Origin of the sequence: Sphingomonas sp. 2SG, assembly GCF_005503285.1 — a bacterium.
In the GTDB taxonomy this organism is placed as follows: Bacteria; Pseudomonadota; Alphaproteobacteria; order Sphingomonadales; family Sphingomonadaceae; genus Sphingomonas; species Sphingomonas taxi.
Map to the genome: position 1 here is coordinate 1 of NZ_SCMZ01000075.1, position 12,306 is coordinate 12,306.

12 protein-coding genes are annotated in these 12,306 nt (G+C 67.9%); 5 read left to right on the top strand and 7 right to left on the bottom strand.

What is annotated here, in order from left to right:
• Positions 1-518: peptidylprolyl isomerase (locus tag FFS23_RS18845; protein ID WP_137899807.1), on the bottom strand; the 518-nt coding region annotated here is incomplete at its 3' end.
• Positions 519-575: 57 nt separating this feature from the next.
• On the opposite strand from FFS23_RS18845, the gene FFS23_RS18850 reads away from it, so the two are divergent.
• Positions 576-869: a hypothetical protein gene (locus FFS23_RS18850; protein ID WP_137899808.1), complete on the top strand. Its 294-nt coding sequence runs from the start codon at positions 576-578 to the stop codon at positions 867-869.
• A gap of 114 nt (positions 870-983) precedes the next feature.
• On the opposite strand, the gene FFS23_RS18855 is transcribed toward FFS23_RS18850, so the two are convergent.
• The 6 genes from FFS23_RS18855 to FFS23_RS18880 form a co-directional block, all read right to left on the bottom strand.
• Positions 984-1,397: an Hpt domain-containing protein gene (locus FFS23_RS18855; RefSeq protein ID WP_038661039.1), complete on the bottom strand. Its 414-nt coding sequence runs from the start codon at positions 1,395-1,397 to the stop codon at positions 984-986.
• 93 nt (positions 1,398-1,490) lie between these two features.
• Positions 1,491-2,864, bottom strand: coding sequence for a ribosome biogenesis GTPase Der (der, locus tag FFS23_RS18860; protein WP_137899809.1), 1,374 nt, complete (start codon positions 2,862-2,864; stop codon positions 1,491-1,493).
• 215 nt (positions 2,865-3,079) lie between these two features.
• Positions 3,080-4,405 (bottom strand): outer membrane protein assembly factor BamB family protein, encoded by a 1,326-nt coding sequence (locus tag FFS23_RS18865; RefSeq protein ID WP_038661044.1) that lies wholly within the window; start codon positions 4,403-4,405, stop codon positions 3,080-3,082.
• Complete coding sequence (locus FFS23_RS18870) at positions 4,402-5,157, bottom strand: tetratricopeptide repeat protein (protein ID WP_137899810.1); 756 nt, start codon at positions 5,155-5,157, stop codon at positions 4,402-4,404. Before FFS23_RS18870 ends, FFS23_RS18865 begins: the two co-directional genes overlap by 4 nt.
• Before the next feature lie 101 nt (positions 5,158-5,258).
• Positions 5,259-6,134, bottom strand: a complete 876-nt coding sequence (gene panB / locus FFS23_RS18875; protein ID WP_137899811.1) for a 3-methyl-2-oxobutanoate hydroxymethyltransferase — start codon at positions 6,132-6,134, stop codon at positions 5,259-5,261.
• Positions 6,135-6,191: 57 nt separating this feature from the next.
• On the bottom strand, positions 6,192-6,560 hold the full coding sequence (locus FFS23_RS18880; RefSeq protein ID WP_137899812.1) for an ArsC family reductase: 369 nt from the start codon (positions 6,558-6,560) through the stop codon (positions 6,192-6,194).
• Positions 6,561-7,093: 533 nt separating this feature from the next.
• Here FFS23_RS18880 and FFS23_RS18885 point away from each other — a divergent pair.
• Genes FFS23_RS18885 through FFS23_RS18900 form a run of 4 tightly spaced genes read left to right on the top strand, consistent with a single transcriptional unit; the run spans position 7,094 to position 11,834 of the window.
• Complete coding sequence (locus FFS23_RS18885) at positions 7,094-9,139, top strand: NAD(+) synthase (protein WP_137899813.1); 2,046 nt, start codon at positions 7,094-7,096, stop codon at positions 9,137-9,139.
• Between the two features lie 42 nt (positions 9,140-9,181).
• Positions 9,182-10,042, top strand: coding sequence for a CDP-alcohol phosphatidyltransferase family protein (locus tag FFS23_RS18890; protein WP_137899814.1), 861 nt, complete (start codon positions 9,182-9,184; stop codon positions 10,040-10,042).
• Positions 10,039-11,130 (top strand): inositol-3-phosphate synthase, encoded by a 1,092-nt coding sequence (locus tag FFS23_RS18895; protein WP_137899815.1) that lies wholly within the window; start codon positions 10,039-10,041, stop codon positions 11,128-11,130. The genes FFS23_RS18890 and FFS23_RS18895 overlap by 4 nt, the downstream gene beginning before the upstream one ends.
• The gene (locus tag FFS23_RS18900; RefSeq protein ID WP_137899816.1) at positions 11,130-11,834 is read left to right on the top strand and encodes an NTP transferase domain-containing protein; all 705 of its coding nucleotides are present in this window, start codon (positions 11,130-11,132) and stop codon (positions 11,832-11,834) included. Before FFS23_RS18895 ends, FFS23_RS18900 begins: the two co-directional genes overlap by 1 nt.
• Positions 11,835-12,306: the final 472 nt, after the last annotated feature.

A 12,306-nucleotide genomic window follows, 5' to 3' on the forward strand; every position in this document is an offset into this window, starting at 1 on the left:
GGCCGGGTCGGCAGCGCCAGGATACGCTTCACCACCGGCATGCCCGACACGACATGACCGAAGGCCGCATAGCCGGGATAGTCACCCTTGGCGTCCATGCTCGGCATCGCGCCGACGGTGATGAAGAAATTGCCGCCTGCCGACCCGGCCTCGGCACGCCGCGCCATCGAAATCGTGCCGTCGACGTGGCGCAGCCCCGTCATCGCCGTCGTCTCCAGCGGGAACGGCGGCAGGATGCGCCGCGCATCGGTGCGGATACCGCCCTGGATAAACCCATAGGTCGGCGCGCTGCGATTGCGAGCGGACCGATAGAAGCTCATCCCGTCGAACCGCCCGTCATCGACATAGCCCATGAAGTTGGCGACCGTCCGCGGCGCATGGCGGGCATCCAGCGCCAGCACGATCGGACCATAAGGCGTGTCGAGCCGTACCCGGACGATGGCGGGCTCGCGCGGTGCCGCCGCCGGCGTGGCGCTGGACAGAGCGATGGTGGCAAGCAGGATCAGGGGCAGACGCATGCCATCCCGCTATGCCGATCCCGACGCGGACACAACCGCCGCGCTCGCAAGGACGGCATGACGATTGTCATTAACGAAAGCGTGATTGCGCCTTTTGCAATTGCACCGATCCTTGCTGCGATGCACAAAGACCGTGCCTTTCAGGCATCCTCTCCTAAAAACTTTTCGGCCGGTCGCAAGACCGGCCTTTTTTTTGGCCGCGGACTGCGCTATTCGATCCTTGCCCAGAACGCGCCGTCAACGAAATATACGGAGCGGAGCCAGCCGGTAAAAGCCGGCACCGGCACGTTTCGGGACGCGGGGGATCGAGTGTACCGGCCGACGGACTCTCCCCCGCGGTACCGCTCCTGATGTGTGTTGAGGCTTATTGGCGAGACATGAAGCTTCGCTGGATCATCGATCGCAGTAGGCCATGTTTACAACCGCCAGTGAGTCGAACGTCGTCATAGGGGTGAATGGCGCTGTTCAGATCTTCCGCCCGAAGCCCCCCGGCACCGGCCGCCGCGGGACGAGCGGATTGGCTTCGCGTTCGAGCAGGCCGAGCGTCTCGAAGAACAGCGGCCGCAGTTGCACGACCAGCTCCAGCGCCTCCTCGCAGGTGTCCTGCCGCTCGACGCAGCCGCGGGCGAGTTCCTCGATCGATTCGGCCAGCGTCGCCAGCGGCTCCGCACCGAACTGGCGCGCCTCGCCCTTTAGCGTATGGGCGGGGATGACGATCGCCGCGGCGCTGCTGGTGCGCATCGCCTGTTCGATCGCGACCACCGACTTGACGCCGTCTTCGCGAAAATAGCCGAGGATGCGCACGAAACCGGCGCCGAGGTCGCTGCGCGCCTGCGCGAACACGGCCCAGTCCACCAACGTGCTGCCTGCGAACGACACTGCCTTCTCCCCTCGGCCGTGGGGACATCCCACATCGGTTCGCCGGCGATCCTAAGCCCAAGCGGTAAACACGACGTTGCCAAGTCTTGCCGCTTATTCCTTGTTGTCGAACGGATTCTTCGGCGCGCGAAAGGTCATGCGCACCGGAACGGCGCCGAAGCCCAGTTCCTTGCGCATCGAATTGACGAGATAGCGTTCGTAGCTTGCCGGCAATTGGTCGACGCGGGTGCCGAACACCACGAAGCTCGGCGGCCGCGTCTTGACCTGCGTGACGTAGCGCATCTTGATCCGCTTGCCGCCGGGCGCGGGCGGCGGGTTCGCCTCGATCGCGCGCTCGAACCAGCGGTTCATCTCGCCGGTGCCGACGCGCTTCGACCACGCCTCGCGCGTATCGAACGCCGCCTGGATCAGCTGGTCGATGCCCTTGCCGGTCGCCGCCGATACCGTCATCACGGTGACGCCCTTCACCTGTGACAAGCCGTCCTCCAACGCACGCTTGACGCCGTTGAACAGCGACGAGGCATTTTCCGCCACGTCCCATTTGTTGAGCGCGATCACCAGCGCGCGCCCCTCTTCGAGCACCTTGTCGGCGATGCGCAGGTCCTGCGCCTCCAGCCCCAGCGTCGCATCGAGCAGCAGCACCACGACCTCGGCGAAATCGACCGCGTGCAGCGCGTCGGCGACCGACATCTTCTCGAGCTTGTCTTGCACCTTGGCGCGCTTGCGCATGCCGGCGGTGTCGATCAGCCGCACCGGGCGCGGTTCGCCCTTCGGATCTTGCCACAGCCAGTCGACCGCGATCGAATCGCGCGTGATCCCCGCTTCGGGGCCGGTGATCATTCGGTCCTCGCCGAGCATGCGATTGATCAGCGTCGACTTGCCCGCGTTGGGCCGACCGACGATCGCCAGCTTGAGCGGCGCGTCGGGCCGATCGTCCTCATCCTCCTCGGGAAGTGCGGCGAGCGCCTTCTCGATATGCGGCAGCAGCGCCTCGAACAGGTCGCCCATCCCCTCGCCATGTTCGGCGGACAATTGCACCGGATCGCCGAAGCCGAGGCTGAGCGACTCGAGGATACCCTGTTCACCCGCCCTGCCCTCGGCCTTGTTGGCGGCGAGGATCACCGGCGTGGTCGAGGACCGCAGCCAGCGGCCGATCTCCTCGTCGAGCGGCACGATGCCGGCGCGCGCGTCGAACAGGAACAGCGCGACGTCCGCCTGACCGATCGCCGCCTCGGTCTGGATGCGCATCCGCCCGGGCAGCGTCTGGGCGTCGTGATCCTCATAGCCCGCGGTGTCGATGACGCGGAAGTCGAGGCCGATCAGATGCGCATCGCCCTCGCGCCGGTCGCGGGTGACGCCGGGCCGGTCGTCGACGAGCGCGAGCTTCTTGCCGACCAGACGGTTGAACAGCGTCGACTTGCCGACGTTGGGACGGCCGACGATCGCGACGGTGGGAATACGGGACATGCCCCGGCTCTTAGAAGAGGTGGCGGGAAATACCAATCCTCCCCGGCACGAGCACCTAAGTCCTCCCCCGCAAGGGGAAGGTGGCAGCGCGTAGCGCTGACGGAGGGGGAGGACAGGGCGGGAGCCTCGTTACCGCACTCCCGCCTTATCCTCCCCCTCCACCACTCAGCTGGCGCCGAGCGGTCCCTCTCCCCCTGGCGGGGGAGGACTTGATTTCACCGATACGCGGTGATCTTGCCCGATTGTCCCAGCGTGTACAGCGTCGACTTCACCACGATCGGCGGCAGCGCGAAACTGTCCTTCGCCTCGACCGTCGTCGCGATGCTGCCGTCGGTCGGCGAGGCGAACACCACCTGCCCCAGCGAATTGGTCAGCACCAGCCGCCCGCCCGCCAGCACCGGGCCGAACCAGGTGACCTGCGGCCCCTTGTTCTTCTTGGCGTTCTTGAACCGCTGCAATTGCGCGATCCAGCGTGCCTTGCCGTTCGACCGCGCGAGGCAGACGAGGCGCGCATCGTCGGTGACGACGAACAGCCACTCGCCCGCGATCCACGGCGTCGAGATGCCGGCGAAATTCTGCTCCCACAGCCGCTGGCCGGTGGCGAGGTCGAGGCTGACCATACGCCCGCCCTGGCCGACCGCGAAGACGCGACCGTTGTCGACCACCGGCGCCGCGTCGATGTCCGACAGGCTCGACACCGAGGTGGTGATCGAGGTGCGCGACAATGCATCGCCCCACAGCACGCGGCCGTTCTCGTAGCGATAGGCGTTGAGCTCGCCGCTCGAGAAACCGGCGACGACCGTCCCCTGGCTGGCGGCGGGCGCGGCGACGCCGAACACGCCCTGCGTCTCGAGCGTGCCCGACTGCGCCCACTGGACCTTGCCGTCGCTCTGATCGAGCGCGAAGATCTGATTGTCCTGGCTCAGCACATAGACCGAGCCGTTGGCGACGGTCGGCGCGCCGCGCAGCGGCCCGCCCGGCTTGGCACGCCAGATCTCCTTGCCGTCCGCGGCATTGAGCGCGACGACGTCGCCGACGCCGTCGGTCGCGAAGACGCGGCCCTCGTCATAGCTCGCGCCGCCGCCGAAGCGCGCCGGGCGGTTCTCGTCGCCGCTGCTGACCGAGGCGTCCCACAATTTCGCGCCGGTATCGGCGGCGAAGGCATGGACCTGCGCGGCGACGTCGACGACGAACAATTTGTTGTCCGCGACCACCGGCGCCGCGCCGAGCCGCTCGCGGTTCGAGCCGCCGGCGATCGACGCCTGCCACGCGCGCGACGGCGTCGCGGCGAGTGCGAGCTGACCCATCGACTTGGCGGCATTGCCGCCCGGCTGCGTCCAGGCATCGTTCGCCTCGGCAGCGGGCAGCGTCACCTGGATGTCGGCGATCGTGCTGTCCGCCTCGATCGCGTTTTCGGAGGCGAGGATCGGCACGCGCTCGCCGACCGTCGGGGTCTTCTTGGCGCCGCCCTTGAAGATGCCGCAGGAAGACAGCGCGATCAGCGCGGCGACGGCCACCGAGGCCCGATATCTGGTCGTCATTGCGCAGGTGCTTCCTTCGATTGTGCCGCGGCCGCGCTGGCGGGGGAGACGATGCGCACGGTCGCGCCGCCGTCGGCACCCGCGGTGTCGACCCCCATCGTGCCGGCCATCTGAACCGCGCGTTGACGGATCGAGTCGGGGACGGCGTCGCTCTGCGCGAGCTGGCCGAACAGCCGGCCGGCGAGGTCCTTGCGGCCGCTGTCGAGATAGGCGATCGCGACCAGCTCGCCGGCGCTGCCGAAATAGGCGTTGCCCGGCACCGCCAGCGGCCGCAGCCGCTCGATGACGACCTGCGGCTTCAGCGTGTCGAATTCGGCGGTGGTCTGGCGGATCAGCGCGATGTCGCGGAACGGCTGCGCGAGGCTGGTGTCGGCGGCGATCTTGGCGAAGAGCGCGGCGGCGGCCTTATCCTGCTTCTTGCCGAGCAGGATGTCGGCCTGCGTCATCAGCGCGAGCGCACGATAGCCCTCGCGGCCCGAGCTGGCGATCGGCGCGAGCGCCTTGTTCGCCTGATCGGCCTGCCCCGCGCCGAGCGAGTCATAGGCCGCCTGCAATTGCTCGCCCTCGACCCCCGCCGCCTCGGTCTGGCGATGCTGCCAGTAGAGGACGCCGGCGAAGGCCGCGAGCGCCAGCACGATCGCCCCAATCGTCCAGCGGCCGTAGCGCTCCCAATAGGTCGTCAGCTGATCGCGGCGCAGCTCGTCGTCGACTTCGCGCAGGAACGCTTGGTTGTTTTGCGGCGTGAGGGCCAAGGAGGGCTCCGGAACAGACAGAGGAAGTGGCGCGCACTCTTAGCGGCGACGTCGGCGAAACGAAAGCACGGGAAATGTGGCGGGTTGAGGGCGTCGCCTGCCTAGTCCTTCGCGGGATAGATCTGCTCGGGTCCCGGAAAGACGCGCGCGCGGACCTCGCCGGCATAGGCTTCGGCGGCGGCGGAGATCCGTCCGGCCATGTCGTCGTAGCGCTTCACGAAGCGCGCGGTGCGCTCGAACAGGCCGAGCATGTCCTCCGCCACCAGCACCTGCCCGTCGCATTGCGCCGAGGCGCCGATGCCGATCGTCGGACAGGCGATCGCCTGCGTGATGCGGATCGCGATCGGCTCCATCACCCCCTCGATCACCACCGCGAAGGCGCCCGCCTCGGCGATGGCGGTGGCGTCGGCGACGATCTTCGCCGCCTCCGCCTCGCTCTTGCCGCGCGCGCCATAGCCGCCGAGGACGTTGACCGCCTGCGGCGTCAGCCCGACATGGCCCATTACCGGGATGCCGCGTTCGCTGAGGAAGCGCACCGTCGGCGCCATCGCCTCGCCGCCCTCCAGCTTCACCGCCGCCGCGCCGGTTTCCTTGAGCAGGAACGCCGCGCTTTCGAACGCCTGCTGCGGCGAGGCCTCGTAGCTGCCGAACGGCATGTCGATGACGACGACGGCATGATAGCTGCCGCGCACCACCGCCGCGCCATGCGCCGCCATCATCTGCAGCGTCACCGGCACCGTCGACGGCAGCCCGTAGATCACCTGCCCCAGGCTGTCGCCGACCAGCAGCATGTCGCAATGCGGATCGAGCAACTGCGCGGTACGCACGGTATAAGCGGTGAGCATCACCAGCGGCTCGCCGCCGCCCTCCCGGCTCGACTTGCGCCGGCGGATCGCCGGCACGGTCAAGCGCTTGCGCGGCGCCGGGGTGGGATTGGCGCGGCTGGTGGCGGTATCGATGGTATAAGTGGTGGACATCGCGCGGCTGTACCGCGCGGCGCGGACGCGATCCAGAGCCGACGATCGGCGCCCTGCTCACCGTGTCGCGGCGTCGCCTTCCCCCAACGCCTGTTGCCATTCGGCCGGCTTGAACCCCACGAGCAGCGTCTCGCCCGCCTCGACCACCGGCCGCTTGATCATCGACGGCTGAGCGCACATCAGCGCCACCGCGCGCGCCGCGTCGAGATCGGCCTTGTCCGCCTCGGCCAAATTGCGGAACGTCGTCCCGGCGCGGTTGAGCAGCACCTCCCAGCCGCGCCGCTCCACCCAGCCTTCCAGCCGGGCCCGATCGACGCCCTGCGTCTTATAGTCGTGGAAATCATAGGCGATCCCCGCCCCGTCCAGCCACGCCCGTGCCTTCTTCACCGTGTCGCAATTGCGGATGCCATAAACGATCGTGCTCATGCGGCGCCCTTACCATGCCGTGAGCAGGACGCCACGCGCGCGCCATCGGCGCCGCGCCCCAAGGGTTCGGGTTGCGCCGGAATGACGGTTGGGAGAGAGCGTATCCCCCACCCCCAAACCGTCATCCCCGCGCAGGCGGGGATCCATACCCGCGGACCTCACCGCTCCATCGCGACACCTGCGGATCTGGATCCCCGCCTCCGCGGGGATGACGACGGATGGGGTGTCCCCGTATGACCCCCCGCCCCGTATAACCGTCCGCGTTGCCACGAGGTGATCGGACGTACGCCCCATCGTCATCCCGGCGAACGCCGGGACCCATGGACACGATGCAACCAGCGTCTGCCCCCACCATCAGCGTTCCGCATCCGTGGGTCCCGGCCTGCGCCGGGATGACGATCAGAGAAAGCGCATTCCACTGCCCACCCGGTCGCGGGCGAGACCAGTTTCACGCCACCCATGCGTCCTGCCCCCTCCCGGACCAGTCGTTGCAAAGGGTGACTTCTCCCCATCATCACGGCTACCACCGCCCCATGACCGACGCCTTCCCCTCGATCCACCGCCATCAGTTCGCCCGCGTCGCCGCCGCGACGCCGCTCGCCAGCGTCGGCGACGTCGCCGCCAACGTCGCCGCGACCGTCGCGATGGCGCGCGAGGCGCACGATCGCGGCGTCGATCTCGTCGTCTTCCCCGAGCTCAACCTCACCTCCTACGCGATCGACGATCTCCATCTGCAATCGGCGCAGCAGCGCGCCAGCGAGGCCGCGGTCCTCGCGGTCGCCGAACAGACCGCCGGCCTCGCGCCGCTGCTGCTCGTCGGTGCCGCGCTCGTCCGCAACGGCCGGCTCTACAACACCGCGGTGGCGCTCCACCGCGGCCGCATCCTCGGCGTCGTGCCCAAGACCTTCCTGCCCAATTACCGCGAATATTACGAAAAGCGCTGGTTCGCCTCCGGCCTCGGCCTGCACGGCCTGACGATCCGTCTCGGCGACGCCGACGTGCCGTTCGGCACCGACCTGCTCTTCGCCGCCGACGATCTGCCCGGCTTCGTCGTCCATGCCGAGATCTGCGAGGATTATTGGGCGCCCATCCCGCCCTCGACCGCCGGCGCGCTCGCCGGGGCGACGATCTGCTGCAATCTCAGCGCCTCCAACATCGTCATCGGCAAGGGGCGCGAGCGGATGCTGCTCGCCGCCGCGCAATCGGCGCGCACGTCGTCCGCCTACGTCTATTCCGCCGCCGGCCCGGGCGAAAGCACCACCGACGTCGCGTGGGACGGTCAAGGCTTCGTCTACGAATGCGGCGACCTGATGGTCGAATCGAAGCGCTTCGTGCAGGCGGCCGAACTCGCCGTCGTCGACGTCGATCTCGAACGGATCGTGCAGGAGCGGCTGCGCAACGGCACGTTCAACGATTCGGCCGCCGCCGCCGGTCATCCCGAGACGCGCGTCCGCCGCATCGGCTTCGCGCATCAGCCGAGCCTCACCGACATCGGTCTCGAACGGCCGATCCGCCGCTTCCCCTTCGTCCCCAACGACCCCGCCCGCCGCGACGAGGATTGCTACGAAGCCTTCAACATCCAGGTCGAGGCGCTGTCCAAGCGGCTCGCCGCCACCAAGTCGAAGACGTTGGTCATCGGCGTGTCCGGCGGCCTCGACTCGACGCATGCGCTGATCGTCGCGGCCAAGGCGATGGACCGGCTCGGCCGGCCGCGCGCCGATATCCTCGGCTTCACCATGCCCGGCTTCGCCACCGGCGACGCCACCAAGAGCAACGCCTGGGCGCTGATGCGCGCGCTCGGCTGCACCGCGGACGAGATCGACATCCGCCCCGCGGCGCGCCAGATGCTCGCCGACATGGGCCACCCCTTCGCCAACGGCGAGGCGGTCTACGACGTCACCTTCGAGAACGTGCAGGCGGGCCTGCGCACCGATTACCTGTTCCGCCTCGCCAACCAGCGCGGCGGCATCGTGCTCGGCACCGGCGACCTCAGCGAGCTGGCGCTGGGCTGGTGCACCTATGGCGTCGGCGACCAGATGAGCCATTATGCGGTCAACAGCGGCGTGCCCAAGACGCTGATCCAGTTCCTGATCCGCTGGTGCATCCGCACCGGCCAATATGACGAGGCCACCAACGGGGTGCTGTCGACGATCCTCGGCCAGGAAATCTCGCCCGAGCTCGTCCCGGCCGGGGCCGACGGCACGATGCAGAGCACCGAGTCGATGATCGGCCCCTATCCGCTCAACGACTTCTTCGCGCATTACGTCGTCCGTCACGGGCTCGCCCCGTCGAAGGTCGCTTTCCTCGCCTGGCATGCATGGCGCGACGCGGCGTCAGGGCATTGGCCGGCGGATTTCCCCGCCGAGGCGCGCACCGCCTACGATCTGCCGACGATCAAACATTGGCTGGAACGGTTCGTCGTCCGTTTCTTCCAGCTCAGCCAGTTCAAACGCTCGGCCATTCCCAACGGGCCGAAGGTGTCGGGCGGCGGCGCGTTGAGCCCGCGCGGCGACTGGCGCGCGCCCTCGGACGGCACGGCGGCCGTGTGGCTCGACGAGTTGCGCCGAAACGTTCCATAGAATCTTGCCTTTATAAGGGGGCGGGCGCATTATGAAGATCTGATGACACCGCCTCCCCGGGATGGCTCGCGCGATCGCCGGATCGAGGACCCATCGAATCTCTACCTGATTCACCCAGCGTCGCACGCCCTGCTCCCCCTTGCCCTGCGGCACGGTGTCTCGGCCAATATGGTCTCGCTGATCGGCCTCGCCTGCGGCACGATCGCGGCGGTCGCCTATGCGCATTGGCGCGATCCGGCGATGGCGCTGGTCGGTCTGGTATTCTCGGTCGCCTGGCTGGTCGCCGACGGACTCGACGGCATGATCGCGCGCGCGACCAAGACCGCGAGCGCGCTCGGCCGCACGCTCGACGGGCTGTGCGACCACGGTGTCTTCGCGCTGATCTATCTGTCGCTCGCCTGGACGATCGGCACCACCGGCGGCTGGATGCTCGCCATTGCGGCGGGCGGCTGCCACGCGGTCCAGTCGAGCCTTTACGAAGGCGAGCGCGCCCGCTTCCACCGCCGCACCCGCGGCACGCCGCTCGCCACGGTGCCGGTGCCGACCGGCATGGTCCTCGTCCGCCTGTACGACAGCGTCGCGGGGTCGGTCGACCGCATCTCGATGCCGTTCGAGCGCCGCTTCGGTGCCGCCGAAGATCCGTCCGCCTTCGCCGCCGCTTATGCCGCCGCCGCCGTTCCGGTGATGCGACTGCAGTCGCTGCTCACCGCCAACGTTCGCGTCTGGGCGGTGTGCGCCGCGTGTCTGCTCGGCAGCCCACGCCTCTTTTTCTGGTTCGAGATCGTCCCGCTGACCCTGGTCTGCGCGGTCGGTCTTTACCGCCACCGGCGCGTCGAGCGCCGTTTCGTTCACGGCGCCACGCCGCAGTCCATTCTTTATCCAAGCGAACAGGGTCATTCATGAAGAGCATCAACATCGCCATCGTCGGCATCGGCAACTGCGCGAGCTCGCTCGTCCAGGGGCTGGAGCATTATCGCGAAGGCGCCAACGATCTCGTCGGCCTGATGCACTGGGAACTCGGCGGCTATAAGCCTTCCGACATCAAGGTCGTCGCCGCCTGGGACGTCGACACGCGCAAGGTCGGCAAGGACGTCGCCGAGGCGATCTTCGCCAAGCCGAACTGCACCGCCGTCTTCGCCGCAAACGTGCCGGCAACCGGCACCGTCGTGAAGATGGGCGCGGTGCTCGATGGCGTCGCCGACCATATGGCCGATTACAAGGACGACCGTACCTTCATCGTCGCCAACGACACGCAGCCGAGCAAGGCCGAGGTCGTCGCCGAGCTGAAGGCGAGCGGCACCGACGTGCTGATGAACTACCTGCCCGTCGGCAGCCAGCAGGCGACCGAATTCTACGCCGAATGCGCGCTCGAGGCAGGCGTCGCCTTCGTCAACAACATCCCGGTGTTCATCGCGTCGAACCCCGAATGGGCGAAGAAGTTCGAAGATGCCGGCGTCGCGATCATCGGCGACGACATCAAGGCACAGCTCGGCGCGACGATCGTCCACCGCGTGCTGACCGACCTGTTCGCCAAGCGCGGCGTCAAGCTCGACCGGACCTATCAGCTCAACACCGGCGGCAACACCGACTTCCTCAACATGTCGAACCACCGCCGGCTCGAATCGAAGAAGATCTCGAAGACCGAGGCGGTCCAGTCGGTCGCGGCGGAGCGGCTCGACGACGACAACGTCCACATCGGCCCGTCGGATTACGTGCCGTGGCAGAACGACAACAAGGTCTGCTTCCTGCGCATGGAAGGCCAGTTGTTCGGCGGCGTGCCGATGAACCTCGAACTGCGCCTCTCGGTCGAGGATTCGCCCAATTCGGCGGGCGTCGCGATCGACATGATCCGCTGCGCGGCGATCGCCAAGGACCGCGGCATCGCCGGCGTCATCGATCCCGCCAGCGCCTATTTCTGCAAGCATCCGCGCACGCAGATGACCGACGACCTCGCCCAGACCGCGGTCGAAGCGTTCATCAAGGCCGCCTGATGATCACCACGGGCCTGCTGCTCGCCGCCGGACAGGGCAGCCGGCTCCGTGCGGTGACGCCGTTCAAGCCGCTCTGCCCGGTGGCGGGGCGCGCCTTGATCGACCATGCGCTCGACGGCATGGCGGCGGCGGGGCTGACCCGCGCGATCGTCTCGCTCGGCTATGGCGCCGACGCGATCGCCGCCCACCTCGCCGGCCGGCAATGGCCGCTCGAGGTGGTGACGGTGATGACCGACTATCACCAGCCCAACGGCGTGTCGGCACTGGCGGCGCGCGCGCTGATCGGGCCGCATTGCGCGGTGCTCGCGATGTGCGATCACCTCGTCCAGCCGCGCCACTATCGCCGTCTCGCCAGGGCTGGCGCCGGCGACGGCCTGCGGCTTGGCATCGACCGCCGTCTCGGCCATGCCTGGGTCGACCCGCTTGACGTCACCTGCGTCGCGACGCGCGGCGATGCGATCGTCGCGATCGGCAAGGGCCTCGAACCGCACGATTGCTACGACACCGGCATCTTCGCGGTCTCGCAACGCTTCTTCGAGGTGCTGGCGACGCTCGACAGCCCGTCGCTGACCGAAGGCGTCCGCCTGCTAGCCGCCGAAGGCAGCGCGAAGATCGTCGATTGCAGCGACCTCGACTGGCTGGACGTGGATGACGCGCCGGCATTCGCCCACGCCGAAGGCTGGATGACCAAGCTCGCGGCCTGACCCGGCGCTCCCCTCGCGGGAGAGGATTTTATCCGAAGACGCGGCAACTGGCGAAGTCAGAAAGACGTCTTAGTCGCGAACGTCAGCGGCCAGTACCATCCTGCCGCTGCGAAGATGCGATCCGCGTGGCTTCGCGCTTCCACTCCTCCTTGGTCTTACAGACCGTTCGGCCGGTCTTGCGCTCCGTCAGGCAGTGCCTTTCGGCAGCACGATTGCCGGAACCGTAAAAAGCATCGCCCTGCATACGCCCAATAGCACCCTGCCCTGCGGCACGGATCTCCGCACTGGAAGGATATGGCACGCCCTGTCGCATCTGGGCCGTAGCCGTTCCACATGCGGCTAAACAGACCGCGAAAGATATGGCAACTTTCATGTCAATCGCCTTTCACGCCGAACATTTGTAACGATCTAGCATCACTGCCGTTCCTTGCAACGTCGTCTGTCCCCGCCCCGTCGCTGTCACCACCTTGAC